This window comes from Streptomyces tsukubensis (genome assembly GCF_003932715.1).
Classification (GTDB): domain Bacteria; phylum Actinomycetota; class Actinomycetes; order Streptomycetales; family Streptomycetaceae; genus Streptomyces; species Streptomyces tsukubensis.
Genome location: NZ_CP020700.1, coordinates 7,184,546 through 7,211,405 on the forward strand (window position 1 = coordinate 7,184,546; position 26,860 = coordinate 7,211,405).

At 72.0% G+C, this 26,860-nt stretch carries 20 protein-coding genes, 1 tRNA gene and 1 pseudogene; 8 read left to right on the forward strand and 14 right to left on the reverse strand.

What is annotated here, in order from left to right; genetic code table 11:
* Positions 1-10 precede the first annotated feature (10 nt).
* The 5 genes from B7R87_RS29900 to B7R87_RS29920 form a co-directional block, all read right to left on the reverse strand.
* The gene (locus B7R87_RS29900) at positions 11-1,525 is read right to left on the reverse strand and encodes an aldehyde dehydrogenase family protein (protein WP_006345275.1); all 1,515 of its coding nucleotides are present in this window, start codon (positions 1,523-1,525) and stop codon (positions 11-13) included.
* A gap of 15 nt (positions 1,526-1,540) precedes the next feature.
* Positions 1,541-2,284, reverse strand: a complete 744-nt coding sequence (locus B7R87_RS29905; protein ID WP_006345274.1) for a maleate cis-trans isomerase family protein — start codon at positions 2,282-2,284, stop codon at positions 1,541-1,543.
* Complete coding sequence (locus tag B7R87_RS29910) at positions 2,278-3,456, reverse strand: FAD-dependent oxidoreductase (RefSeq protein ID WP_040913134.1); 1,179 nt, start codon at positions 3,454-3,456, stop codon at positions 2,278-2,280. Before B7R87_RS29910 ends, B7R87_RS29905 begins: the two co-directional genes overlap by 7 nt.
* A 147-nt stretch (positions 3,457-3,603) precedes the next feature.
* On the reverse strand, positions 3,604-4,449 hold the full coding sequence (locus B7R87_RS29915) for an HpcH/HpaI aldolase/citrate lyase family protein (RefSeq protein ID WP_006345272.1): 846 nt from the start codon (positions 4,447-4,449) through the stop codon (positions 3,604-3,606).
* Positions 4,450-4,488: 39 nt separating this feature from the next.
* Positions 4,489-5,973 (reverse strand): dihydroorotase, encoded by a 1,485-nt coding sequence (locus B7R87_RS29920; protein WP_006345271.1) that lies wholly within the window; start codon positions 5,971-5,973, stop codon positions 4,489-4,491.
* Positions 5,974-6,135: 162 nt separating this feature from the next.
* Between B7R87_RS29920 and B7R87_RS29925 the strand changes: the two genes are divergently transcribed.
* From B7R87_RS29925 to B7R87_RS29945, 5 genes are all read left to right on the forward strand, one after another.
* Positions 6,136-7,428: a CaiB/BaiF CoA transferase family protein gene (locus tag B7R87_RS29925; protein ID WP_006345270.1), complete on the forward strand. Its 1,293-nt coding sequence runs from the start codon at positions 6,136-6,138 to the stop codon at positions 7,426-7,428.
* Positions 7,429-7,430: 2 nt separating this feature from the next.
* Positions 7,431-8,294 (forward strand): cyclase family protein, encoded by an 864-nt coding sequence (locus B7R87_RS29930; protein WP_130584759.1) that lies wholly within the window; start codon positions 7,431-7,433, stop codon positions 8,292-8,294.
* Complete coding sequence (locus tag B7R87_RS29935) at positions 8,291-9,757, forward strand: MmgE/PrpD family protein (protein ID WP_006345267.1); 1,467 nt, start codon at positions 8,291-8,293, stop codon at positions 9,755-9,757. Before B7R87_RS29930 ends, B7R87_RS29935 begins: the two co-directional genes overlap by 4 nt.
* Before the next feature lie 177 nt (positions 9,758-9,934).
* Positions 9,935-10,816: an IclR family transcriptional regulator gene (locus tag B7R87_RS29940; RefSeq protein ID WP_006345266.1), complete on the forward strand. Its 882-nt coding sequence runs from the start codon at positions 9,935-9,937 to the stop codon at positions 10,814-10,816.
* A 165-nt stretch (positions 10,817-10,981) separates the two neighbouring features.
* On the forward strand, positions 10,982-13,528 hold the full coding sequence (locus B7R87_RS29945) for an ATP-dependent Clp protease ATP-binding subunit (RefSeq protein WP_045852757.1): 2,547 nt from the start codon (positions 10,982-10,984) through the stop codon (positions 13,526-13,528).
* Between the two features lie 11 nt (positions 13,529-13,539).
* Here the strand turns inward: B7R87_RS29945 and B7R87_RS29950 are convergent, their stop codons facing one another.
* Positions 13,540-14,937, reverse strand: a complete 1,398-nt coding sequence (locus B7R87_RS29950) for an MFS transporter (RefSeq protein ID WP_045852756.1) — start codon at positions 14,935-14,937, stop codon at positions 13,540-13,542.
* Between the two features lie 163 nt (positions 14,938-15,100).
* Between B7R87_RS29950 and B7R87_RS29955 the strand changes: the two genes are divergently transcribed.
* Entirely contained in the window at positions 15,101-16,006 is a 906-nt protein-coding gene (locus tag B7R87_RS29955) for an aminoglycoside phosphotransferase family protein (protein ID WP_040913129.1), read from the forward strand.
* 45 nt (positions 16,007-16,051) lie between these two features.
* Here the strand turns inward: B7R87_RS29955 and B7R87_RS29960 are convergent, their stop codons facing one another.
* A complete protein-coding gene (locus B7R87_RS29960) occupies positions 16,052-18,865 on the reverse strand; it encodes a hypothetical protein (protein ID WP_130584760.1) in 2,814 nt (937 codons plus the stop codon).
* Positions 18,866-19,166: 301 nt separating this feature from the next.
* Here B7R87_RS29960 and B7R87_RS29965 point away from each other — a divergent pair, with 301 nt between their 5' ends.
* Positions 19,167-19,694 (forward strand): hypothetical protein, encoded by a 528-nt coding sequence (locus B7R87_RS29965; RefSeq protein ID WP_006345261.1) that lies wholly within the window; start codon positions 19,167-19,169, stop codon positions 19,692-19,694.
* 35 nt (positions 19,695-19,729) lie between these two features.
* Here B7R87_RS29965 and cobF read toward each other — a convergent pair whose 3' ends face one another.
* Together cobF and B7R87_RS29975 are read right to left on the reverse strand one after the other, a co-directional pair.
* The gene (gene cobF, locus B7R87_RS29970) at positions 19,730-20,485 is read right to left on the reverse strand and encodes a precorrin-6A synthase (deacetylating) (protein WP_040913124.1); all 756 of its coding nucleotides are present in this window, start codon (positions 20,483-20,485) and stop codon (positions 19,730-19,732) included.
* 62 nt (positions 20,486-20,547) lie between these two features.
* Positions 20,548-20,928 (reverse strand): DUF309 domain-containing protein, encoded by a 381-nt coding sequence (locus B7R87_RS29975; protein ID WP_233168961.1) that lies wholly within the window; start codon positions 20,926-20,928, stop codon positions 20,548-20,550.
* A gap of 215 nt (positions 20,929-21,143) precedes the next feature.
* Here B7R87_RS29975 and B7R87_RS29980 point away from each other — a divergent pair.
* Positions 21,144-21,217 (forward strand) — tRNA-Pro (locus B7R87_RS29980).
* 101 nt (positions 21,218-21,318) lie between these two features.
* Here the strand turns inward: B7R87_RS29980 and B7R87_RS33880 are convergent.
* The 5 genes and pseudogenes from B7R87_RS33880 to B7R87_RS30005 all read right to left on the reverse strand — a co-directional run.
* Positions 21,319-21,769: pseudogene (locus tag B7R87_RS33880) on the reverse strand (IS5 family transposase); the annotation flags it as partial.
* Positions 21,770-21,809: 40 nt separating this feature from the next.
* On the reverse strand, positions 21,810-22,757 hold the full coding sequence (locus B7R87_RS29990) for a GNAT family N-acetyltransferase (protein WP_006345257.1): 948 nt from the start codon (positions 22,755-22,757) through the stop codon (positions 21,810-21,812).
* 39 nt (positions 22,758-22,796) lie between these two features.
* A complete protein-coding gene (locus B7R87_RS29995) occupies positions 22,797-23,996 on the reverse strand; it encodes an MFS transporter (protein ID WP_006345256.1) in 1,200 nt (399 codons plus the stop codon).
* 585 nt (positions 23,997-24,581) lie between these two features.
* Complete coding sequence (locus tag B7R87_RS30000) at positions 24,582-25,850, reverse strand: lysine N(6)-hydroxylase/L-ornithine N(5)-oxygenase family protein (protein ID WP_006345255.1); 1,269 nt, start codon at positions 25,848-25,850, stop codon at positions 24,582-24,584.
* An 84-nt stretch (positions 25,851-25,934) separates the two neighbouring features.
* The gene (locus B7R87_RS30005; RefSeq protein WP_006345254.1) at positions 25,935-26,807 is read right to left on the reverse strand and encodes a hypothetical protein; all 873 of its coding nucleotides are present in this window, start codon (positions 26,805-26,807) and stop codon (positions 25,935-25,937) included.
* Positions 26,808-26,860 lie beyond the last annotated feature (53 nt).

The following is a 26,860-nucleotide window of genomic DNA, read 5'->3' on the forward strand; positions in this document are numbered from 1 at the left end:
GGGGGAGTGCTCAGAACTCGTAGCCGGGAGGCGGCCCCGGCTCGGTGGACGTCCATACGCTCTTGGTCCAGGTGTAGAGGCGGACGGCGTCGGGGCCGCCCTCGCGGCCGTACCCGGACCGGCCGACCCCGCCGAACGGCACGCTGTCGGAGAGCATCCGGTAGGTGTTCAGCCAGACCGTGCCCACGCGCAGCCGGGCCGCCATCCGGTGGGCGCGACCCAGGTCGCCGGTCCAGACCCCGGCGGCGAGCCCGAAGTCGGTGGCATGGGCCAGTTCCAGGGCCTCCTCCTCGGTGTCGAACGGCATCGCCGCCAGTACGGGGCCGAAGATCTCCTCCCGCATCACCGTCATCTCCGGGGTCACTCCCGTGAACAGCGTCGGCGGTACGTAGAAGCCGCCCGCGAGGCGCTCGTCGTCCGGGACCGGAGCGGCCGCCTCACGTATCGCGCCCTCCGCGAGACCTGCTTCGATCATCCGCAGGGTCTTGTCCCGCTGCCCCGGGGTGACATGCGGCCCCACCTGCACGGACCGCTCCCGCGGATCACCGACCCGCAGCTCCGCCACGGCCTTGCGCAGCCGGGCGACGAACGGTTCGTACACCTCTCGCTGGACCAGCAGTCGGGAGCCCGCGATGCACATCTGTCCGGTGGCGCTGAACGCGCCCAGCAGTACGGAGGCCAGCGCCCCGTCCAGATCCGCGTCCGCGAAGACGATCTGCGGTGATTTGCCGCCCAGCTCCATCGCGGTCGGGGTGAGCCGGGCCGCCGCTTCGGCGGCGATCGCCCGCCCGGTGCTGTCGGCGCCGGTGAAGACGATCAGGTCGGCGCGCGGGTCCGACACCAGGGCCCGGCCGGTGTCCGCGTCTCCGGTGACGATCTGCGCCACGCCCTCCGGGAGCCCCGCTTCGAGGAGCACCTCCGCCAGCATCAGCGCCGTCAGCGGGGTCTCCTCGGCGGGTTTGAGGAGACTGACGTTGCCGAAGGCCAGCGCGGGGGCGATCTTCTTCGCGGCGAAGACATAGGGGACGTTCCACGGGATGATCCCGATCGCGACCCCGTACGGTTCACGGCGGGTGTACGTGTGGAAGGGGCCCGGTACGTCGAGGGTGTCCCCGGTGACCTTGTCCGCGAGCCCGCCGTAGTAGGCGAAGCAGGCGGCGGCGCGGGTGGCCTCGCGGCGGGTGTCCTTGAGGAGCTTCCCGGTGTTGAGGGTCTCGGCCCCGGCGAACTCCTCGACCCGGCTGTCCAGGAGTTCGGCGGTGCGCAGCAGGATCCGGCCGCGGCGTTCGGCGGGCATTCCGCGCCAGTCCGCGAGGGCGGTCCGGGCGGTGTCGTAGGCGGTGGCGACCGCGTCCGCGGTCATCCGCCCGACGCGCCGGACCGGTCGGCCGTCGATCGGGCTGACGATCAGGGAGTCCGCGGTCGCCGGCTCCGGCGGCCCGGGCTCGTCGCGGGAGTCGTCCGTGTCGTTGCCGGACCGGGCGGGAGCCGCGGGGACGGAGGTGGACGGTGCGGGGGTGGGCATATACGGGGTTTCCCTTCAGTGTTCGGCCAGCAGTCGGCCGGCGCCCTCGACCCGGTCGGTGATGCCGTGCTCGCGCAGCGCCGTCCAGAGGGTCGCCGTGTTGATCGCGACCACCGGCAGGGCGAGCCGCCGCTCCAGCTCCGCGGCGAGACCGGCGAACCAGAGGTTGGTGCCGACCTGCACGATCGCGTCGGGTGCGGTCGCCGCCAGCTCCTCGACGACGGGCACGATGTCCTCCTCGCCGACCTCCGCGATCTGGGTGGCCGAGGTGCAGAGCAGCGACCGCAGCCCGGTGACCGTGAACCCGGCTTCGGTGAAGTAGCGCCGTACCTCCGTGTCGTTGACCGGCCGATAGGGGCTGAGGACGGCGATCCTGCGGGCGCCCAGGGCCCGCAGCGCCCGGGTGCAGGCGGTGGATCCGGCGGTCACGGGCACCCCGGCCAGGGCGGCGACCTCCGATTCGTACGCCCGCGCCCCCTCGGTTCCGCCGTAGAAGGTGGGTGCCGACATGCCGAGCAGTACCCGGTCCGGCCGGCAGTCGAGCACCGAGCGGAGTGCGCCTGGCACCCCCCTGCGCACGTCGGTGAGGAGCCGGGTGGTGTCGTCGTCGCTGGCCACGGAGGGGGCGGGGACCGGCATCCGCCCGGTGTGGACGGTGACCCCGGGCGGGGCCAGCGACCGGTACTCGGCCTCCACGACCGTATTGGTGGACGGGACGAGGACCGCGAGCCTGGCCCGCTGCCCGCCGATCCTCAGCACGGCAGCAGTCCCTGTCCGCGGACCGCGCGCAGCATCGAGGCGTCGAGCAGCCAGTCGCGGGCCTTCGCCGGGTCGGCTGCGGTGGCGGCCAGTTCCGCCTGGGCGGCGCGCCTGCGCTCCGGGTCCTTCTCGCCCAGGGCGCGGGCATTGCGGTCGGTGATGACCTTGACGTATTCGAGTGCGGTACGGCGGCGGCGGTCCGCCCAGGAGTCGAGTGCCTCGTCCGTCCAGGGCGCGGATCCGTCCCGCACCCCGGCGGGCCGCAGCGCCGCCGCGAGGGCGAAGGCGTCGTGGATCCCGTTGTTCATGCCCATACCGCCGATGGGGCTGTTGATGTGCGCGGCGTCGCCGATCAGCAGCACCCGGCCGGCCCGGAAGCGTTCTGCGACCCGCTGGTGCACGGAGTAGAGCTGGTGGTGAAGGACGGTGTACGGCTCCGGACGGGCGACGACGCCCTGGAGCATCCGCTCCCACTCCGCCGGGTCGGTGACGTCCTCCCGTACGGGGAACAGCACCCGCCAGGCGTCGGGAGCCCGCAGCAGCACCACGTACTCGTCGGGGTCGGAGATGTAGGCGACTTTCGCCAGTCCTTCGAGATGGTCCTCGAAGCGGAAGTCGGTCAGCAGTACCAGATAGCGGTCCTCGTAGGTGAAGCCCTCGAATCCGATGTCCAGTGCCCGGCGGACGGCGCCGGGGGCGCCGCCCGCGTCGATCAGATGGCCGGCCTGGGTGACCAGGGGTCCGTCGGGGCCTTCGGCACGGACGACGGTCCCGTGGTCGTCCTGGGACACCCCGAGGACCCGGTGGCCGAAGCGGACCCGGTCCCCGAGCCGTTCGAGGAGCAGGGCGGAGAGCTTGTGCTGTTCGGCCTGGAGGCGGAAGGGGAAACCGGTGTCCCGGGCGAGGTGGGCGTGGTCGAAATCTGCGACGAGTCCGCGTTCGCGGTCCCGGTGCTGGTAGACGGGGGCCTTCAGGCCCTGGGCGATCAGCGGTTCGGCAAGCCCGACGCGGTGGAGGAGGTCGAGGGTCGGCGGATGGAAGGTGGAGGCCCGCGGCTGGGTGCTGATCGAGTCGGCGGCTTCGAACACCTCGACGGTCAGACCGTGTTCGGCGAGCAGGAGGGCGGTGGTCAGACCCACGGGGCCCGCACCGGCAACAAGGACATCTGGCATGATTGCCTCCCAGTTGTTAGGGGATAAAACAACTTTGCCGACAGGCCGTCAATACTTTTGGCCGAATGGGTCCGGCCGAAAAACGGGGGAATCGGGGTGGGAGCATGGCGCGAATGCGCCGTAGGGTCCCGGCCGTGCCGGATGGGTTCAGGTTCCGGAGAGCAGCCGCCGGGCGGAGCGCACCACTGCCTCGTCGATCAGTCCGCCGTCGGCGTCCAGGCCGACCGCGGCCCCTGAGGCCAGCGCCCGCTCATGCCGTTCGACCAGGTCACGGGCGCCCGCCAGTTGTCTCTCGGTGGGTGTGAACACCTCGTTGACGACGGCGAGTTGAGCGGGGTGGATACAGGCGCGGCCGCGGAACCCCAGGGCGCGGAATCCCAGGGTGGTCCGTCGCAGCGCCTCGGTGTCCCGGACGTCCGTGCTCACCGGTGCCGGGGGAGGCGGTAGTCCCGCGGCCGCCGACGCCAGCACGATCCGGGAGCGTGCGTAGAGCAGCTCCAGCCCCTCCGGGCCCGGTTCGGTGCCGAGTTCGGCCCGGAGGTCCGCCTCGCCGAGCTGGAGCCGGACCACCCGGGGCGCCCGGGCGATCTCCGGTGCCGCCAGCACGCCCGCCGCCGTTTCGACCAGGGCGACGATCCCGAAGGTGCCCGCGGCGAGTCCGTACCGCTCCTCGGCCGCCCCCAGCGGAGCCCCGAGCGCGGCCGGTCCCGCGGCCGCACCGGTCTTCGCCGCGACGACCCCGGCGACCCCGGGCACCGCCACGGCGGCGGCGTCCTCGATTCCGGCGGCCCCCGGATTCACCCGTACCCAGATCCTCGGACCGGCGCCGGGCGCATTCCGCGCCAGCCACTCCGCCGCGCTCCTGCGCGCCCCGGCCCGGGCGGGCGGCGGTACCGCGTCCTCCAGATCGACGATGATCTCGTCGGTCTCCAGGCCGAGGGCCTTGTCCAGCTTGCGGGGCGCATCGGCGGGAACGTACAGCGCGGATCTCACGGCCCGCTCCCGTTCCCCGGCCGGCCCGGGGCCGGCAGGTCAGTCGCGGCGCAGATAGCGGCCCGTGGGCTCATCCGCCACCTCCGGTCCGCCGTCACCGAGCCGGTACGCGATCCGCCCGCCGACCACCGTCGTCACCGGCCAGCCCCGGACCCGTACGCCCTCGAAGGGGCAGTGGTCCTGGCCCGACAGCAGCAGCTCGGCCCGGACCTCCTGCTCCAGTCCGGGATCGACGACCGTGAAGTCGGCGTCGTAGCCGACCGCGAGGCTGCCCTTGCGGCCCCAGAGGTTGTACGCCCGCGCGGGCCGGGCCGAAGCCAGTTCCGCGATCCTGGTCAGCGGGATGCCCCGGCGGTGGAACCCTTCGCTCAGCAGCACCGGATACAGCAGGGCGCTGCCGCCGAACCCCGGGCGGGCGGGCCACAGCTCGTCCCCCTTCTCCTCCTCCATACAGCAGGCGTGGTCGGAGGCGACCCAGTCGACGGATCCGTCGCGGACGCCCTCCCAGAGCCGTTCGGCGTCCCGGGCCGTACGGATCGGCGGATTCACCTTGCCGCCGAGACCGCCGCGGGCGTCCAGCGTCTCGTGGTCGAGACAGAGGTGGTGGAGGGTGACCTCGAACCGCATGTCGGTGCCGTGGTGGCGGCGGGCGGTGAGCGCCGACTCCAGCGCGTCCGCACTGGAGAGATGGAGCAGATTGACCCGGGCGCCCGCATGCGCGGCGAGCGTCGCCGCCTCCCCGATGGCGACCTGTTCGGTCAGCGGGGGCCGCCCGTCCGAGTAGGCCCGCAGATTCTGCGGCGCCCCGCTCGCCCGGACCCGTTCGATGAACACCCTCATCAGCTCGGCCTGTTCGCAGTGGAGCGAAAGGGAGAGCCGCAGTTCGGGGTGGTCCCGCTGGGTGCGGGCGAGCTGCTCCAGGATCAGATAGAGATGGCCGAGGTCGTACTCGTCCCCCATGGTGAACGAGCGGGCGTCCCGGCTGTTCGCCGCGAGGTCGAAGCCCTTGTAGAACATGTAGTACTTGAACGAGGTCACCCCGTGGTCCGCGACCAGGGACGGGATCTCGGTGATCTGGTCGACGGTCATCGGCGCCAGATGGAAGCCGTAGTCGGTGTAGGAGCGGCCCTGCACCGCGCCCAGCACCTCGGGAAAGATCTCCCGGTAGCTGCCGGTGCGGTTCAGATAGTGCTGCCCGGTACGGAAGTACGAGAGCACCGAGGTGACCCCGCCGACCAGGGACGAACGGGTCTCCTCGGCCGCATCGAGCCCGAGGTCGCGGTAGATCCCCAGATGGTAGTGGGCGTCGACGGCACCGGGGAGCACCACGCGGTCCCGGGCGTCGAGCACCTCGGCCGCTTCCGCGGTCGGCAGATCGTCACCGATCGCCGCGATCCGGCCGCCGGAAACGGCGAGGTCGGCGCGGACTTCGCCGTGGTACGGCACCACCAGAAGGCCGCCCTTGACGAGCAGGTCGTATCGAGTCATACGGATCGGGCCGGTCAGGGGGATCCGACCGGCCATCACCTCCTCCGGGATGAAGGGCCGCTACTGCCGGGCCTGTTCCAAAAAACGTAACGCCGTTCTACATTCAAGCGCCAGGGTCGTGAACGAGAATTCGTAACAGCGTTCCGCTCACCGGAACGGGCCCGCTCCACAGGAACAGCTCCGACCGCGGGAGGACCGATGGCACGACCGGCACCGCAGCCCCACCACGACCACGACTCCCCACCACCGCCCCCCGAACCGGCCCGGACCCCGGGCACCCGGCCGCCGCACCCCCCGGGCCCCCTGGCCGGAACCCTCGTCCTCGACCTCGCCACCCTCTTCGCGGGCCCCCTCGCGGCCACCGTCCTCGGTGACTTCGGCGCGGAGGTCATCAAGGTCGAACACCCCGCCAAGGGCGACCCGTCCCGCACCCACGGCCCGGCCAAGGACGGACACGGCCTCTGGTGGAAGATGCTCGGCCGCAACAAGAAGGCCGTCACCTGCGATCTCGGCACCGAAGAAGGCGCGGAGCTGCTGCGTGCGCTCGCCGCCGACGCGGACGTCCTCATCGAGAACTTCCGCCCGGGGACCCTGGAGCGCTGGGGCCTCGCCCCCGAGGAGCTCCGGCGGATCAACCCCCGGCTGGTGATCGCCCGGGTCACCGGCTTCGGCCAGTTCGGCCCCTACGCCCGCCGGCCCGGCTTCGGCACCCTCGCGGAGTCGATGAGCGGATTCGCCGCCGCCACCGGTGAACCCGACGGGCCGCCCACCCTGCCACCGTTCGGCCTCGCCGATGGAATCGCCGCACTGACCTGCGTCAACGCGATTCTGATGGCGCTACGGCACCGGGACACCGGCCAAGGCGACGGCCGCGGCCAGATCGTCGATCTGGCCATCATCGAACCGCTGGTCACCCTGCTCGGGCCCCAGCCGATGATCTGGGACCAGCTCGGCCGGGTCCAGGAACGCACCGGAAACCGCTCCGTCAACAACGCGCCCCGCAACACCTACCGCACCAGGGACGGCCGCTGGGTCGCCGTCTCCACCAGCGCCCAGAACATCGCCGAACGCGTGATGAGGCTCGTCGGCCATCCGCAGGTCATCGACGAACCCTGGTTCTCGGGCGGCGCGGGCCGCGCCGCCCACGCCGACCTCCTCGACGCCCACGTCGGTGACTGGATCGCCGCCCGCGACGCCGCCGAGGTGGTCGACGCCTTCGAAGCGGCCCAGGCGGCCGTCGCCCTCGTCTACGACATCCGGGACGTCTTCGACGACCCCCAGTACCGGGCCCTGGACACCGTCACCACCGTCGACGACCCCGACCTCGGACCCCTGCGGATGCAGAACGTCCTCTTCCGGCTCTCCGATACCCCCGGGTCGATCCGCAGCACCGGCGCCGCCGTCGGAGCCCACAACGCCGAGGTCTACGGCGAACGGCTCGGCCTCGGCCCCGACGATCTCGACCGACTCCATGCGAAGGGCGTCATCTGACGATGCGTACGATCGACCTCGCCCAGCCCCTGCGGCGCGGCATGCCCCAGTCGCCCAACCACCCCCCGTTCCGGATGGCCCTGGAACGCCGCCACGGCGATCTGCTGCGCCCCGACGGCGGCTCGGCCGCCAACGAGATCATCGTCATGGGAGGCCATGTCGGCACCCATGTCGACGCCCTCGCCCATGTCTCGCAGGACGGACTCCTGTACGGCGGACTGCGCCCCGCCGACATCAGCGACCATCTCGGTTTCGACGCACTCGGCATCGACACCTTCGAACCGTACGTGGGACGGGCCCTGCTCCTCGACATCGCAGCCGTACACGGAGTGCCGGTCCTCCCCGCCGGGTACGAGATCACCCCCGGCGACCTGGAACGCGCGGCTGCCGGACTCGAACCCCGGCCCGGGGACGTCCTGCTCATCGGCACCGGCTGGTCCCGGCACTGGGCCGACGCCACCGCCTTCATCGGCCGGGAGCAGGGGGTGCCGGGGCCGGGCGAGGCCGCGGGCCGCTGGCTCGCCGGGCACCGCCCCCGGGCCGTGGGCGGCGAGACCATCGCCTTCGAGCACCTCGCGCCCGGACAGGGGCACGCCACCCTGCCCGTCCACCGGATCCTGCTGGTCGAGTCGGGCGTCAACATCGTGGAGACGATGAAGCTCGACGAACTGCTCGACAGCGGGGTACGGGAGTTCACCCTGGTGCTCAATCCGCTGCCGGTCGTGGGTGCGACGGGAGCGCCGGTACGCCCGCTGGCCCTGCTCCCCGACCCCGGCCCTGCCCCGGGGGCTCCAGCCCCTCCGGCGCCACCGGGAGGCTCCGCCGCGACGGACGGCCCCCGTACGGACGGGGGTAACCGGTCATGAACGGGAACTCCCGTACGGCAGCGAACGCGATCGGGACCGGGACCGCGTCGGAGCCCGGCGCGTCGACCGATCCCCGTACCGCGGTCCAGCAGCTCGCCCGGTTCGCCGTGGACTGCCGGGACCGGGGACTGCCCCCCGAGGTCGCCGCCGATGTGACCGGCCGGGTCCTCGACGTCGTCGGCAACTGTCTGGCCGGGCGGGCCGAGGGCGGCCCGGCCGAGGCCGTGCTGGACACCGTGCGCGCCATGGGCGGCAGCCCCCGGGCCAGCCTCTTCGGGGAGGCCGGCCGGCTCCCGGCCGCCCAGGCCGCCCTGGTCAACGGCACTCTCGCCCATACCCTCGACTTCGACGACACCCATCTGCCGTCCGTACTGCACCCCAGCGCCTCCGTTGTACCCGCCGCCCTCGCCGCCGCCGAGGAGACCGGGGCGAGCGGAGCCCGGCTCGCGGCGGCCGTCGCCGCCGGTATCGAGATCTGCAACCGCCTCGGCATGGCGTCGTACGTCCCCGGGATCCGTAACTCCCTCTTCTTCGAGAAGGGCCAGCACGCCACGTCCATCTGCGGCACCCTCGGCGCCGCGGCCGCCGTCGCCCTGCTCTACGGACTCGACGAACAGGGCGTGGCCGACGCCCTCGGGATCGCCGCCAGCATGGGCTCGGGCATTCTGGAGGCCAACCGCACCGGAGGCACCGTCAAACGGATCCACTGCGGCTGGGCGGCCCACTCCGGTGTGATGGCCGCGGCCCTCGCCCACGCCGGGATCACCGGCCCGCCGACCGTCCTGGAGGGACGATTCGGCTTCTTCCGGGCCTGGCTGGACGGCACCTGCGATACGGAAGCCCTGCTCGGCGGGCTCGGTGAACGGTGGGAGACGCTGCGGACGGTCTACAAGCCCTACCCCTCCAACCATTTCACCCACCCCGCCGTCGACTGCGCCCTGGCCCTGCGCGCCGAAGGCCTCGACCCCGGTGACATCGCCTCCGCCGAACTGGGCCTGCCCGCTCCCACCCTGCGGACCGTGGCCGAGCCCCGGGACGAGAAGGTCCGCCCCCGTACCCCGTACCACGCCAAGTTCTCCGGACCCTTCACCGTCGCCACCGCCCTCCTCGGCGGCGGCGGACTCGGCGTCCACCTCGACGACTTCACCCCCGAAACCCTGGGCGACCCCGGAAGGCTCGCCCTGGCGGCGCGGGTCACCTGCTTCGCCGACGACCGGGCGAGCGAGATCTTCCCCACCGCCTTCGCGGCCGTCCTGCGGGTCCGCACCCGCGGCGGGGCCCTGCTGGAGAAACGGGTCGACTCCTCCCGCGGCGGCCCCGGCCATCCGCTGAGCCGGGCCGAGCTGCTGACCAAGTTCCGGCTGAACGCGGAGCGCGGTACAACCCCGGAACGGGCCCGGCAACTCGCGCACGCCGTAGGCTCGTTGCCCACGGCGCCCGATACCCGGGCGCTGTTCGACTGACACCCCGCGGCCCCTGGGGCGGAACCGCGTTCCTATCATCGGAATCTCACCGGCCGGCCCGGAACCGCCGCGGCGGGCGCCGTGCCGGTCCGGCCGGGACCCGGGCGGCACCCCGCCGCCCGGTGCGGGGTCCGCCCGGACACCAGACCACGACCGCTCCACGGGCAGGGGACGCGCATGCCGACCGACACCACCGAAACCACAGCCGCCACAGCCACCACCACCGACAGCACAGCCGCCTCCGGTACCCGGGCCGCGCCCCGGGGTTCCGCGGGCGGCAGCCAGAGCGCGTCCACCGTCGAACGCTCCGCCGACGTCCTGCTGCTCTTCGCCGAACCCGGCGCCATCACCCTCGGCGTCACCGAGATCGCCGACCGGCTCGGCCTCTCCAAGCCCACCGTGCACCGCATCCTGACCTCCCTGCGGCTGCGCGGCCTCGTCGAACTCGACGAGGACACCCGCCGCTATGCGCTGGGGCTCTCCACCATGCGCCTCGGCCTGGCCTACCTCGACCGCATCGACGTCCGCCGGCTCGCCGCCCCCGAACTGACCCGGCTCTCCCGGCTCAGCGACGAGACCGCCACCCTGTCGATCCGCACCGGCGACAGCCGCGTCTACGTCGACCAGGTCACCCCCAGCCGGGAGGTCATCATGGCGGTCCGGCTCGGCGTGCCCTATCCACTCCACGCGGGCGCGTCCTCCAAGGCCTTTCTGGCGTTCCTGCCCGACGACGAGATCACCGCCTATCTGGACCGGGCCCCGCTGACCCGGCTCACCGATGCCACCCCCGCCGACCCGGCGGCCCTCCGGAAGGACATCGCGGCCATCCGCCGCCGCGGCTACGCCCGCTCCAGCGGCGAACGGCAGCCCGGCTCCTCGTCGGTCGCCGCCCCCGTCCTCGACCACCACGGCCACCCCGTCGGAGTGATCAGCATCAGCGGCCCCCGCGAACGCTTCCGGAAGGAGGCCGGCCGCTGCGCCGAGGCACTGCTGGAGACCGTCGGACGGCTCTCGGCACAGATGGGGTACGGGGCGGAGCCCGGATCCGGCGGACGCTGACCGCAGCGGGTACCGGGCCTCCCCGGACGGCCCCACGGCCGCCCCGCTCCGGTCGCCGGACCCCGGACACAAGGGAACAATGGTGCCGGTACGGGCACAAACGATGCGGTGGGCGCCCGGCGGGCGGACCCCGGCCCGGTGACGCCCGGCGGAGGGATGATCACCGTGACGACTTCGCCCTTCGGGTCCGGGGACCCGTTCTCCGACCTGTTCAACCGGTTCTTCGGGATGAGCCCCGCGGCCTCCCCGCCCGCCGTCCAGCGCGTGCCCATCGGCCGGCTGCTCAGCGACTCCGCGCACGAACTGCTCGCGGCGGCCGGCGCCCGCGCGGCCCGGGACGGATCCGACCTCGACACCCCGCACCTGCTCTGGGCCGCGACCCAGGTGCCCGCGGGGCGGCAGGTGCTGGAGCACGCCGGAGCCGACCCCGACCGGCTCGCCGAGGACGTCGCCCGTACCCTCCCTTCCGGCGGCGGCGACGAGGAACCCTCCCTCACCCCGGCCGCCAAACGGGCCCTCCTCGCCGCCCACGCCCGCTCCCAGGCCGCGGGCGCCTCCTACATCGGCCCCGAGCACATCCTCGCCGCCCTCGCCGACGACCCCCGCTCCGGACTGGGCACGGCCCTGCGCTCGGAAGGCGTCCCCTCCGGGGCCCTGGGCGGCCCGGCACCCGGGCGGAACGCCGAAGGCCCCCGCGGCGGCGGGGACACCCCGACCCTCGACCAGTACGGCCGCGACCTCACCGAAGAGGCCAGGGGCGGACGCCTCGACCCGGTCGTCGGCCGGGCCCAGGAGATCGAACAGACGGTGGAGGTCCTCTCCCGCCGCACCAAGAACAACCCGGTGCTCATCGGCGACCCCGGCGTCGGCAAGACCGCGATCGTGGAAGGCCTGGCCCAGCGGATCGTCGCCGACGAGGTGCCGAAGGCCCTGCGGGACCGCCGGGTCGTCTCCCTGGACCTGCCGGGACTGGTCGCCGGCTCCAAGTACCGCGGCGAGTTCGAGGAGCGGCTGAAGAAGGTCATCGACGAGGTCACCGCCGCCGACAAGAGCATCGTCCTCTTCATCGACGAACTCCACACCGTCGTCGGCGCGGGCGGGGGCGGCGAGGGCGCCATGGACGCCGGGAACATCCTCAAGCCCGCGCTCGCCCGCGGCGACCTCAGCGTCGTCGGCGCCACCACCATCGACGAGTACCGCAAGCACATCGAGAAGGACGCCGCGCTCGAACGCCGCTTCCAGCCCGTGATGGTGCCCGAGCCGACCGTCGACGAGACCGTGGAGATCCTCCGCGGGCTGCGCGACTCCTACGAGGCCCACCACCAGGTCCGCTTCACCGACGAGGCCCTCGACGCGTCCGCCGCGCTCTCCGACCGCTATCTCACCGACCGCTTCCTGCCCGACAAGGCCATCGACCTGATGGACCAGGCCGGAGCCCGCGTCGGACTGCGGAACGTCGGCGGACCCTCCCCCTCCGCGGACCTCGAAGACCGGCTCACCAAGCTCCGCCGGGAGAAGGACGAGGCCGTCGGCGCCGAGGACTACGAACGCGCGGGGTCCCTCAAGGAGAGGATCCGGCAGACCGAGAAGGAGATCGGCGAGCAGGGCCGGGAACGGGAACAGACCGCGAGCGTCACCGCCGACGACATCGCCGAGGTGCTCTCGGCCCGTACCGGCATCCCGGTCTCCCAGCTGACCGAGACCGAACGCGAACGCCTGCTCAAACTGGAGGACTCCCTCCACGAACGCGTCGTCGGCCAGGAGGAGGCCGTCACCGCCGTCTCCCAGGCCGTCCGCAGGGGCCGGGCCGGAATGGGCGACCCCGACCGCCCCACCGGCAGCTTCCTCTTCCTCGGCCCCACCGGCGTCGGCAAGACGGAGCTGGCGAAGGCCCTGGCCGAGCTGCTCTTCGGCGACGCCGACCGGATGGTCCGCTTCGACATGAGCGAATTCCAGGAGCGGCACACCGTCTCCCGGCTCGTCGGCTCGCCCCCCGGCTACATCGGCTACGAAGAGGCCGGACAACTCACCGAGGCGGTGCGCCGCAAACCGTACAGCGTCGTCCTCTTCGACGAGGTCGAGAAGGCCCACCCGGACGTCTTCAACCTGCTGCTCCAGGTCCTCGACGACGGCCGGCTCACCGATGCCCAGGGCCGTACCGTCGACTTCCGCCACACCGTGGTCATCATGACCAGCAATATCGGCTCCCAGCGGATCCTGGCGCACCACGGGGAGGTCGCCGCCATCAAGGACGAGCTGATGAGCGACCTGAAGGCGCACTTCCGCCCCGAGTTCCTCAACCGCGTCGACGAGGTCATCGTCTTCCACGCACTGACCCGTGACGACCTCGTCCACATCGTCGACCTGCTGCTCGACCGCAGCCGGCGCAGGCTCCACGCCCAGCACATCGGCCTGGAGGTCACCGAACCCGCCAAGGAACTCCTCGCCAACCGCGGATACCAGCCCGAGTTCGGCGCCCGGCCGCTGCGGCGCACCCTCCAGACGGAACTCGACAACCGCCTGTCGACGCTGCTCCTGGACGGCAGCCTCGACCCCGGCGACACGGTCGTCGCCGACGCGGCCGACGGTGAACTGAAGCTCTCCGTCAAGGAATCCGCCAACAGCACCGACGGCACCGACGGCACCGACGGCAGCGGCGGTACGGCGGACGGGGCCGCCGGAGCAGCGGACACCGCCGGACCGGGTGCCTGAGCGCAGCGGCGTCAGGACTCCCGGGCGCGCCCCGCCAGGACGGCGGCGAGCAGCGGGAACACCAGCAGCAGGGCGAAGGTCGAACCGAACGCGAACAGCGGATCGACCGGGGAGTTCAGCCCCGCGTTGAACAGGGCGGCGGCCAGCCCCATCACCGCGATCTGGCCGAGGTTCTGGGTGGTCTGGAGCGCACTGCCCGCATAGCCCTGACGGCCGGGCGGGCTGTGGCTGAGGGAGAGCAGGGTGACCGTGGGCGTCAGCATGCCCATCCCGAAGGCCGCGACGACCAGGGAGACCGCCGAGGTGGCCGGGGGTGTCGCGGGGAACGCCCCGGCGACCGCGACGACCATGGCGCCGACCATGACGAGCGCGCCGACCGTGACGGTGCGATGGCGCGGCCAGTGCGCCGGCCACCGGCCCTGGAGCCAGGAACCGGCGGCCCAGAGGAGTGCCGCGCCCGTGAAGGCGATGCCCGTCTGTACCGGCGGCACCTTGCGTTCGGAGTCCAGCATCAGCGGAACGAACGCCTCCAGGGTGAAGTAGGCACCCGACGCCAGACCGCGCAGCAGCACCGTCGCCGGCAGCCCCGGCGCGGCCCGCCAGGTGCCCGGCGGCAGCAGCTTCGGGGCGAAGACCACCAGCAGCACCAACCCGGTCCCGGCGCACACCAGATGCAGGACGTCCCAGTCCGATACGCCGTACTGGCCGAGCGCCGCGCCCAGGGCGACCGCGGTCGCGATCAGCAGCGGCGGCCGGGGCCCCTTCTCCGGGGACTTCCCCTCCGCCGGTGCGGCGGCCCGGGCCCGGCGGACCAGCATCACGACGATCGCCAGGGCCGGAAGCACATTGAGCATCGCCAGACCCAGGAACACCATCCGCCAGGACGACCAGGCCACCACAAGACCCGCGATCGGCGGCCCGATCAGCGAAGGAACGATCCAGCAGGTGCTCATCAACGCCAGCGCACGGGGCCGCAGCCGGTCGGGGAAGGAGTGGGCGATGGCGGTGTTGACGGCCACCGCGACCATGCCCGCGGCCATTCCCTCCAGGAACCGGCCCGCGGCGAGCTGCCAGACGGTGGTGCTGGTACCGGAGACCAGCAGGGTGACCACCGCCATACCGACCCCCGCTGCGAGCGGCCGGTGCGGCCCCGAACGGTCCGCCCAACTGCCGCCGATCACCCCGCCGATCAGGCTCGCCGCGACGAAGCACCCGGCCACCAGGGGATAGAGCGACACCCCGTCGAGCTGACGGGCGGCCAGCGGCAGGGTCGGCAGCACCGCGAGCGCCGCGAAGCCCTCCAGGAACATCACCACGGCGAAGGTGGCGGTCGCGGCACCGTACCGCCGTGAGAACAGCCCCTCACCGGGCGCCGTACCGGACTCCTGCACTGCTGGTTCACTGGTCACGAGCGCGGAACGTACAACGCGCCCGTCGACACGTGCCAACGTTTTTGGGGCCCTCGGCCGGAGGGGTGCGTGTACGGAAAACGGCTCGACGCTCCCCGGCGCGGTCGGCTGGGATGGACGGCGACCGCCCGCCGCCCGCGGGCCGATACCCGGGGAGACCGTGGTGGCACAGGCGACAACCGGAGGAACCCGGCCCGCGATCGGCGCCGCACTCGCCCGGCGACTGGTCGACGACCAGTTCCCGCGCTGGTCCGGTCTGCCGCTGGCACCCGTCGAACCCGGTGGCTCCGATCACGTGATCTTCCGCCTCGGCGGGGAGCTGTCGGTCCGGTTGCCGCGGCACGAGGAGGCCGTCGGGCAGGCCGCCAAGGAGTACACCTGGCTGCCCCGCCTCGCACCGCACCTGCCGCTGGCCGTCCCCGTACCGGTCGCCGTCGGCGAGCCCGGGTTCGGATATCCCTGGCCGTGGGCGGTCTCCCGTTGGCTGGACGGTGACACGGCGACCCCGGACGGCATCGGGGAATCGGCGGCCGCCGCCGAGACGCTGGCCGGTTTCCTCACCGCCCTCCAGCGGTTCGCCCCCGCGGGCCCGGAGGGTGCGGAGGCGCTGCGGGACCCCGCGCTCACTGCGGAGCCACTGGCCGCCCTGGACGGTGCCACCCGGGCGGCGATCGCCGCCACCGGCGGAGTGTTCGACGCGGCGGCGATGACCGCGGTATGGGACGCGGCCCTGGCGGCACCGGCCCGGCAGAGCCCCCCGGTCTGGTTCCACGGCGACTTCCACACCGGCAATCTGCTGACCCGCGGCGGCCGGCCGAGCGCCGTCATCGACTTCGGCAGCCTCGGCCTGGGGGACCCGGCCCGGGACCTGATGATGGCCTTCACCCTGCTGTCGCCCCGGACCCGGCCGGTGTTCCGTGCCGCGCTCGGCGCCGACGAGGCGATGTGGACCCGCGGCCGGGGCTGGGCCCTGGCCACGGGTCTGAACGCGTACCGCCACTACGCCGCGGTGAACCCGAGGGTCGCCGCGCAGACGTCCCGGCAGATCGCGGCGGCGATCGCGGGGTAGCCGGTCCCCGGTGGAGCGGCTACCCCGCCGACGGGTCAGGACGGGTCAGGACGCGTCGCGCACCGTGCCCCTCACCTCCGGACCCGTACCGTTGCCGTCCTCGTCGAGCAGTGCCAGCGTTACGGTTTCCACCGGTTCGCGCTCGGCGTCCGCGACCGTCGGCACGGTGATGTCCATCTCGGTGCCGCCGACGGGGAACTCCGCAACGAAGGAGGTGTACGCCGGCCAGGTCTTCGACAGCGGGCGCTCCGGCGACGGCGATGCCCAGAACTGCTCACCCAACCAGACCGGATCCACGTCCCGGGTGGACAGTTCGGGACTCCCGCCCGTCACCGGCGCGATCCCGATATTGGCCGCGAAGTACCCCGTGTCGACGGGCTCGGACAGGGAGAGCCGCCAGGTCAGGGCGGCGCCTTCGGTGACGCTGTCGGAGACCGGCACGATGCTGATCGTCGGCATCGGGTCGTCGTTCTCGACGAGGACCCGCCCCCTGTCGGAGCCGACGGCCGCGTTCCGCACCGCCTTGACGTATGCCGTACGGGACAGGTCGTTGCCGTAACGCGTATTGCCCTCGACGGTGATCGACACATCGACGGCAGCCGTGCCCGGCGCGACCGTCACCAGTTCGGAGACCACCTGTTCGCCGTCCGGCGTGGGCACGAACAGCCGCACCTGGCCGCTGCCCTTGCCGGAGACCGTGACCGGCACCCGGTAGGTCCGTACGCCCGCATCGCCCTCCTGCACGGTCAGCATGCCGAGGTCGACCCGGGGCAGCTCCGAGTTCTGCACGGCGGGCGTGCCCGGACGCCAGCCCCAGGCGTCCATCAGCCAGATCTGGCCCCGCATGCTGCGCGGTACCAGCTCCAGCGCCCGGATGTTCCTCAGATCCACCCCGGCGGTGTTCGCCGCCGTCAGCGGGACCCGCACCTCACGGGCCCAGTGCGCGGTGATCCGCCCGGTCCCGGGCAGACCGTCGATCCGCACCCCGCCGAGGACGGCCCGCCGCCCGGAGGTGTCGGTGACGGCGACGTCCATCCGGTTGTCGCGGGTGTTGGGCGGGACGGCGATCCGCAGCGCCAGCGCCTCGGAGCCCGCCACGGAGACGGGGTCCGGCACGGTCATGCGCACCGGCGGCGTTCCGCTGCGCGACCACGCAGCCCAGCGCGCCGTCACGGCGTACCGGCCCTCCTCCGGCGTGACCTTCCAGCGGGCGAAGTGCGCCGAGTTCCAGTCCGTCGTATCCCGGTCCTGGCAGCCGGACGTGTGCTCCGCCGGGATCTGCAGGCACACCGAGCCGCCGGTCACGGCGACCGACGGATCCGGTACGACCACGGGCGTCCGGTGGCCGCCGACCGCGTGGGTGAACACCCGGGCGGGCGCGGCCGACGGCGCGCTGCGCCCGGAGCCGTCCAGCAGCGGACGCACCCGGTCGTCACCCCCGGCGAACAGCCGGGCCGCCGCCGCTATGTACGTATTGCCGGCCTTCTGCTGCTGGGTCGCGGTCAGCCGGGGCGCCGCACCGGGTGAGCAGACCCGGTCCGGCCCGTCGAAGGAGCCGAAATCGTCCTCCGCCGGGGCCTTCGTCTGGCCCGGGGTCCACTCGCTGTTGAAGTAGTTGTGGTTGGCCCCCATCAGATACGCCGCGCTGTGGAGCGCGGTCACGCTGCCGGAGCCGCGGGCGCCGTCGACGTAGATCTGGCCCTGGAGGTTGGACACATCGCCGTCGCAGCCGGGCAGCAGCGTCAGCGAGGGCACGTCCGGCGCCGGGTTCTGTCCGAAGATCGTGGGGCCGATCAGGACCGTACCGCGGATCGTCCAGCTCACCGGGCCGTGGTAGCCGTCCTCGGCGGCCGGAGGCCGGTGGAGGCTGTCGAGCGCGGCACGGTTGACGCCCTCGCCGCCCCGCGAATGCCCGACGAGCAGCACCCGGGAGAGATCGGCCGGAGCCGCCCGGCGCACCGCGTCCGGCGCCGTCCCGCCGCGCGACCACGCCGCCCAGCGCGCCAGGTGCAGGCGGACCAGGGAGGAACGGGCCTGCGCCCCCAGGTCCATCGTGTCGTTGTCCTGGGCGTTGATGCCGTTGGCGGATATCGAGACCGTCACATGGCCCTGCGAGGCGAGCAGCTTCTGGGTGTGCAGATAGCCGCGGTGGCTCAGGATCGGCCGGGTGCCGCGCGGGCACGGCCAGACGAGCGGCGCTGCGCCCTTCGCGTTGTAGCAGGTGGCGTGCCTGCCGTGCAGGAACAGGGCGACCGGGCGCTTGCCGGGCGCGCCCACGGGGGAGACGACGGTGCCCCGCATCTCCACCGCGGTGGGATAGCCGGGGAGCCGTACGGAGGGCAGGGTGTACTCGCCGGAGACCGTACGGTACGGGCCGGGGAGCCCGGGATCGACGGCGTTCACCGGCCCCGGGGCGGCGGGCGGCGCCGCGGGCGGGCTCTGACGGCGGGCCTCGGCCGCGGCAGCCGCCCGGCCCGCCGCGTCCAGCCTGCGGCCCGCGGCTATCACCCGGAGATCGTCGCCGAGGCCCGTGGGCGACTCGCCGAGCTCCAGGGTGAACCTCCGCTGGGCCGCGTCGGCCCGCGGATGGCCCAGAAGCCGCTCCCCGGCGAAGAACGCGATCCGCGCGTCTCCGACCGGCACCGGCTCCGGCGCGGTCCACACCAGACGGCCGCCTCCGGCGGAACCGGCCGCCGGGGGTATCCAGCGCCAGTCGGGCGGCAGGGCACCCGGAGCGCCGGGAGCGGGGGCGGTCACCGCCCGCGCATCGGGCGGCCGGGCGGTCGCCGTCCCGGGCGTCGCCGCCGCCAGCGCCAGCACCGCTGCGGCAGCGGTGACGATGCGCGTCACACGGATCACGGTGATCTCCTCGTTCGTCGTTCACCGCCCGCGGCCGTTCCCCGTGGTTCGCCGTGCGCCGCAGTTCGCCTGCGGCAGGTCCATCCGCCGACAGGTCTGCTGACACCCCGTGAGAACCGCGACGACGCGCGGGCATTCGTCGTCTCCGGAGGACGGTCGACGCGAGCCGGAGGTTGCATCAGCACCAGGGGATTTCCCCGCTTCACGCCGCCGCGGCGGCGGCGCCCGCCTGTGGGATCCTGCCAACGGGACGGCGGGCAGCCCGGGGCACCGGGGCCGCAGCGGAAGGAAGGGGCCCAAGATGACGGGGGAGCGAAACGGAAACGCCCCGGACGCATCCGGGGAGTACGGGACGTACGAGGTCGGTGAGCCCGGCGAGGTGAGCCGGCGCGGCAGGGGCACACACACCCCCTACCCGGACGAGGTTCCCGTCGTGGCGCGCGTCGCGCGGGCTCTGGAGGCCCTCGGCGCGACCGATCCCCGCTTCGAGGTGTACGCCACCGGCGGACCGGGCTGGCTGGCCGACTGGGACGGCGAGCTGGGCGGCTCCGCAGTGGGGATCGTCTTCGAAGGCGCGGGGCCCGACGCCGCCGACGTCCGTCTCTTCCTGGACCGCTGGATGTTCGAGTGCATCCCCTCGGCCGATCTGCCGGACCTCCTGACGGCGGTCTTCACACGCCGGGCCGCCATCACCGTGGAGCGGTGGCTCTACTTCTGGCGGGTGGACGTCCTCACGGTGACCGTCGGCGAGCGGACGTACTCCACCGGGGACGGCCATGACCCGGAGCGCCGGTGGAGCCCGTGGGAGAACGACCTCCGCACGGCATAGCCCCCGCCGGTGGCGACGAAGGCCGTCGTATCGCCTCAGCCCCTGCGCAGCAGATACGTGTCCATGATCCACCCCTTGCGCTCCCGGGCCTCCGCCCGCAGACGCTCGATGCGCTCCGAAACCTCCGCGAGCCGCCCCTGCACCAGGATCTCGTCCGCCGTACCGACGTACGCACCCCAGTAGATGTACGCGTCCTGGTCCAGATGGCGGGTGAAGGCGGTACGGGCGTCCAGCATCACCACCACATCGTCGACGCCCTCCGGCCAGCCCTCCGCGAGCCGCCGCCCGGTGGTGATCTGCACCGGGCGGGCCACCCGGTTCAGCCCGGTCCGGTGGCGGGCCAGCAGCGCCGACACCGAGCTGATGCCCGGCACCACCTCGTGGTCGAAGAGGACCGTGCCGCGGGCCGCCACCTCCTCCAGGACCCCGAGGGTGGAGTCGTACAGCGCGGGATCGCCCCACACCAGGAACGCCCCGCACTCGCCGTCGCCCAGATCGTCCGCGATGAACCGCTCGAACAGATCGGCCCGGCGGACACGCCAGTCGTCGACGGCGCGCACGTACTCAGAGGTCTCCCGGTCCCGCTCCGGATCCCGGCCTTCGACCAGACGGTACGAGCCGGGCTCCCGGTGGGCGTCGAGAATGTCCCGCCGCAGCCCGGTCAGGTCCGCCTTCACCTCGCCCTTCTCCAGGATGAAGAAGGCGTCCGCGGCCTTCAGCGCCTTGACCGCCTGGAGCGTCAGATGATCGGGGTCGCCCGCCCCGATGCCGATCACGTAAATCTTCCTCACCCGCAGAGTCTCCCTCACGGCCTTCCCCCGGCCGCAGGCGGACCCCTCTCAGCCTCGCAGCCTCAGGTGAGGGTCAGCCGCGGCGCCTCGGCCCGCGGATCGACCGGCGCGCCCCCGCGGGCCAGCCGCTCCGTGAGGTCCCGGGCCCAGGCCGTCAGCCCCGACACGTCCACGTCGTACGGATCCCCGTAACCCGCGATCCGCTCCGCCCCGCGCTGCAGCAGCGTCACCCCGCCCTGAGCATTGCCGCGCGCCGCGTGCGTCAGCCCCACGGCGAGCTGGGCCAGCCCCTGCCAGAGATCGCGCTCCGGCTCGGGCCGCGACTTCCAGGCATCCTCGAACACCTCGTGCGCGTGGAACGGCTTCCCCTCGTCCAGCAGCTTCTGCGCCGTCTCCAGCGTCTCGCGCGGCGCCCGCACCACCCCTTCGTCCTGGCGCGCCACCCCCGCCCGCCCGTACGGCAACGGCCGCCCCAAACCGTCCCGGGGCCGCGCACTGCGGGCGCGCCCTTCACTGTCCCGGTCTCTCGGTGCCCTGTCCACGTTCGGAATTCTCCCCGAAACCCCCACCCGCCCGCAGGCCACCGGCCGTACCCACCCGCCGAGTGGGGTAAAGTCTTCCCTGCAAGCCCGGCCGCAACGGCGGCGGGGCCAGCGAACGGGACGTGGCGCAGCTTGGTAGCGCACTTGACTGGGGGTCAAGGGGTCGCAGGTTCAAATCCTGTCGTCCCGACTTGTGTTTTCGCAGGTCGCAGGCGGTATCGGAGTAATCCGGTGCCGCCTTTTCGCTGTTCTTGGGGACCAGTTGGGGACCACGAGGTCCAGGTGTGTTGTCCCGGGACGTTGGTGACATGCGAGCGGGCGGCACCGGCCGTCGGCCGCGAGGTGGATCTTCGTCGTCAGTCCGCCGCGGGACCGTCCGAGGGCATGACGGGCGGCTCGCCGGCCGGGGCCCGTTGTGACGGACCCCGGCGGCGTGCTGGTGGGCACGGACGATCGTGGAGTCCACCGAGACGACCCGGTCCAGGTACTCCGCGTCGGCCTCGGCGAGGAGCGCGGCGAAGACACGCTCCCACGTGCCGTCGAGCGCCCACATCCGCAGCCTGCTGCGGGCGCCTTTCCACGAACCGCGCCGTTCGGGCAGGTCCGTCCACGGAGTGCCCGTCCGGTACTTGAAGGCGATCGCGTCGATCACCTGCCGACGGTCACGCCACCCGCCACCCCGCCGGGGTGTCCGGTCCGGCAGCAGCGGTTCGATTCGCGCCCACTGCGCGCGTCGGACCACGACACGCCTTCGCCGGGTACGGCAGGCTCAGGGCCGAGTACTACCGTTGGATCACCATCGTCCGGCTGCTGCGGAAGCCCTCGGTGCGGAAGGTTCCGGCAGCATCGCAGGGGCTGCGGGAGAGCAGGACCAGGTCGAGGCTCGGGGCCGCATCGGGCCAGGTCGGGAGCGCGGTGGCAGTGGGGTCCACCGTCACCACGAGGGACGGGTCGGACAACGCACGGAGGCTCACGAAGCGATCAGTGGTGACACCCCCCAGATGCGGGTCGAGCATCGCGGACGGGACTGCGGAGAAGCCCAGTCGGCTTTTGAAATTGAAGAGTCCGGGCTGGACCACGTGCCCGAAGAGCGACGGATCGTTGCCCAGGGACGCGTACGACAGGCCGTGCTCACGGGCGAAGCGGAACGCCTCCGCGTAGGCGGCCCGCATCACCCGGCTCGCCCGCGCGCTCGGCGCGGCCGCGGAGAAGCGCATCTGGAGTACCGACGCCCCGGGTCGGATCCACCAGATCGAGGTGACGACCGCCTTCCGGCCGTCGTAGACGAAGACGCTCATGTACTCGTCGCCGTTGTCGAGGAGACGGGTGCGGAATCTGCGGGCGTAGTCCTTGCCGCGCGCCATACCCGCGAGCTGCGCGTCGTACACGGGCAGGAACTCCTCGAAGACCTCCTCGGTCAGTCCGGACCGGACGCTCAGGCGCAGCCCTCCCTCCTGCACGGCTCGGCGGCCCAGTCGGATGTTCCGCCGCTCGGTGCCCGATACCCGGGCGGTGAACTCCTCCTCGGATGCGCCGAGTGGTGCCAGCCAGTTGACCCAGCGGGGACGGGTCAGAAATCCGAGGCGGTCCAGGACGGCGGGATCCGGATCCTCGTTGTCGTGGAGCCGGACCACGTCGACGGAGAGTTCCGCCACCGCGCGGGCATCGTGCTCGACGTCGTCACGCGTGACCTTCGCGATGACGAGGTCGTCCTGCTCAATGATCTCCATGTGTGTCCCTATCCTTGACGCGCTCGTGTTCTCTGCCGCTCAGCCCGTTGCGGCCGCCTCCGGCTCCTTCAGCCGATTGCCGTGCCGGGTGTAGACCGCCCAGATCACGACGGCGAGGGCCCAGATGGCCAGCGACGGCAGCCAGAACCGGTATCCACCGAGATGGCTGGCCCAGGCGAAGAGGAAGCCCGACAGCGGCACCGCACCGGTGATGAACATGCGGATGGTCGCGTTGGCCCGGCCGGCGACCTCCACGGGAATCGTCTCCTGCCGGTAGGTGATGGAGGCGACGTTGCTCCCTGCGACGGCAAAGCACTCGATCATGAAGCCGGCGACCTGGACGGGTGTCCACGGCGTCGCGACCAGGGTCAGAGAGGCGAGCCCCACCACCTGCCAAGCAAGAATTCGCCGCTCGGGGCCCCATCCGGGGAGGATCCTCGGCGCCAGGCGGCTCGCCACCGCACCCGACAACAGGCCGATCGCCATCAGCACCGAGATGAGGGTGACGTTGATCTGCCGGTCGGCGAACTGCGTGATCAGTGCGGGCTCCAGCTGCCCGATCGCGATGTTGGTCATCGACATGGTGATCACGAGCCAGAGGATCTCCGGTTTGGCGACCCAGCGGAATCCGATGGTCAGGTCCCGGCGCAGAGCCGTCTTCTCCTCGTTGCCCGGCACCGGAGGCAGCAGCGCGGCGACAGATCCGGCGCCCAGATAGAGCAGGGCTATGCACAGGGACGTGGCGGCGGGCCCCAGAAGCGAGAAGGCCGTGCCCCCGGCCAACAGCCCGATCACCTTGGAGAACTCAATGGCGGAGTTCAGCTTGGCAACTGCCAGAGCCCGGGCCGGCGCGCTCACCAAGGCGGGGATGAGCACGAACTGCCCGGTGATCGAGCTTGCGACACCGCCGAGACCCGACACCAGCACCAGCGCGGAGACGCTGACCGGATGGGAGATGAAGACGGCCAGCAGCACCAGGCACACCGCCTGCTGGACCTGGGCCAGAACAAAAATGCGACGCCTGTCGAACCGGTCGATGAGGGAGCCGATGACGGGTGAGGCGACGTAGCTGACGCCGCGCATCGCGAACGAGACCAGCGACATGGCTACCGAATCGGTCTCCGCCAGGACAGCGAGCGGGATCACGATGCCGAGTTGCCAGTCCGCGACCTTTGACAGCACGGTCGACCCGAGGAGGACCCGGATTACCCGGGTGTCCGCCGGTGTCTGCGGGGTCATGCGGTGCTCCAGTTGTCGTGTGGTGAGAGACCCCGGCCGGCGCTCATATGCCGTAAGGCCCGCCCTCACAGGCTCTTTGACGGAGAAACAGGTGGAAGTAATGCATCGTCAGTAGGCCTCGGATGCGGTGTGGGTCCTCCCTGCAGCCGCTGCCTTCCCGGATGGCAGGGTCGGAGACGGCAGGACGACCGCCCGGTTCTCGACGGGATCGTGCGGTGTTCCGGATCTGTAGGGCCAACCGGCCCCGGCCCACGCATGTCAAACGTGGTGGAACGGTGCTTCGGCCTTCCCACGGCGTGACGGGGCCGTTGTCACCCGCTGGGGCGTGTCCGCAGAGTGGCGCCGTCCGTCCGAGGGACGGGGCCTGCGGCTCCCGCAGCTCTGCGGGAGAGTACTCGGGACATCCCGACAACGCAGGGGGAGTACCCCCACCCGCCCCGAGGGGCACAGGGGGAGAGTGAGCGTGCCGGGCGTCGCGGGGCAGGCGGGACTGTGCGGACACTGGTACAGAGCCCGCCGGCTTTTTGCAGGCGGCCGTCTTCCTCACTGCCCTCCCGATGTGGGCGTGACATCTGTAGACAACCTCTAGGAAAGCGACCACGAGGCCAAACCGGAAAGTCGGCCGAGACGGTACCGCTCGCCCCCGACGATGGAGTTGACGATGCGTGCGCTGCGCCACGACGCCAGGCTGAGATTGGGGTCCGCGATGCCGTGTGACTCCTCGGCGAAGTTCTGGACGTAGATCTGCAGGCCCTCGGGTCCGTCCCACTCCAGTGAGTAGTCCTCGCGGATCTCGAAGCGCTGGCCGTCCACCGTGACCCGCTCGCGCAGTGGTTCCAGGTAATCCGGGAAGTCGGCGCGGTAGCCGGTGCAGAAGATGACGATGTCCTCTGTTCGCCGTGCCGTGCGTCCACGGTCGTCGTCGTGCAGGGTCACGGTCAGCGCATCGCCGTCGCGGGCGAGGTCGAGCACGCGGTGGTTGGCGACGATCCGGTGCTCCAGCAGGCCGTCGGCGACCGTGCCGAGCTGGTAGAGGCGCCGGTAGATCCGCCGGAGCAGGTCCTCGGAGATGCCGTCGCTGGACAGGCGCTGCTGTTTCAGCAGATGGGAGCGCCGCTCGGCATCCAGGGAGTGGAAGTGCTCGACATAGGAGGGCGTGTACCAGTCGTTCGTGAAGGGCGAGTCGTCGATCGGCAGGAAGCCGGCGCGGCTGGAGACCCAGGTGAGGGACTGGGGCAGAGCCGCGTCGTCGGCGAGCAGGTAGTTGACCACCTCCGCGCCGCTCTGGCCCGCGCCCACCACCATGACGCGCCTGCCGGCGGTGGCCGGCCGACACGTCATGATGTCGCTGGAGTGCAACACCTGGTCGCCCTGCAGGACAGCCGCGAAGTCGGGCAGGTACGGCGTCCGGCCGGAGCCGAGGGCCAGCGTGGCCGTCTGCGCGACTTCCCCGCTCTCGCACTCGATCTCGAAGCTGCCCTCGTTCAGCGAAACCGATTTCACCTTGTGCCCCCAGCGGACCGACGGGAGCTGCCGGGCCACCCAGCGGTAGTACTGCTCGAACTCCTGACGCGAGCTGCTCATCCCGTTCGCGACCGCAGACCGGAAGATCCGGCCCTCGTGCACCAGGAAGTTGAGATAGGTGAAGGGGTTGGTCGGGTCCACGAGGGTGACAAGGTCCTTGAGGAAAGAGACCTGGATCTCCGCCTCCGGCAGCATGAGTCCCGGATGCCACTGGAACTGCGGCTTGGCGTCGTAGAACCGTGCGGTGAGCCCGTCGACGGGCTGCGTGAGCGCCGCCAGACTCAGGTTGAAGGGCCCCACTCCGACCCCGATAACGTCGAACCTCTCCATCGAGGATTCCTCTCTGCGCGCGCCCGAGCTGCTCGACCGCCTCGCGTGGTCAGTGGTGGTCACGGTTGCTGTTGGGTCAGCCGGCTACCCCTGGCCGAAGTACCGGGCCAGTTTCGGGTGGGAGCACAACGCGGCCAGGCCGCGTTCCGTGTTGGCTTCCACCCCCGCGTGGTCGACTTGGTGGACGGTCCAGCCCAGGGAATCCGCGTACTCCCGGAAGAGCTTCGCCGTCTCGTCCTGCATACGGCTGAACGACTCCTCGCTGCGCTCGCCGGCCGGTCCGTAGTCCTCCAGCGCGCCTACGGCGCCGTTCTGGGCGGTGCGCCAGCGATAGGCGTAGGCGGAGGGGCCGTCGACGAGGATGCCGATGTCGGGGCGCAACAGTGACGAGCTGAAGATCACGTCGAGCAGTCCGCGGACAGTGCCGGCGAGCGAACCCACAGCTGCAGCCGCCGGGTCGCCCTCCTCCCTGCCCTGGAGCGCGAGCCGGTCGGCGACCGCGAGTTCCTTCAGGACGTGCTTGATGGGGTACGACTCCTGGACCACGACAGCGCCCCGGGCCACGGCTTGGCGGGTCACCTCGGATGCGAGGATGATGTTGCCCGCGATCTCCACAAAGGCCGCCGCGAGTGCTCCGGAGGCCCGGTTGTGCATGACGGGCTCGGCCGCGAGGTGGCGCTCCCACTGCTGCGCGTCCCAGACGTCGTAGCCGCGGGGGATGTCCAGCGGCTGCCCTTCCCGCAGCCCGCCGCCGTACAGGGTACGGAAGGACTCCAGCCACAGCTGCTGAAGGGGAACGGCCGGCCACGGGGTGGCGGTCTCCTCCAAGGCCGAACGCCAGGTGACCGTAACCACCTCCGCTCCGGCAGCCCGTGCGCGCTCCTCGAACGCCCGGCACAGGGTGCTCTTGCCGATCCCGTCGATGCCCAGGAAGGCGACGGTGAGTCCTTGGTTCATGGTTCTTGCCCTTCTCGGTCTTTCCTTCGTGCTGTCCGGGTGTTTGTGGCGCG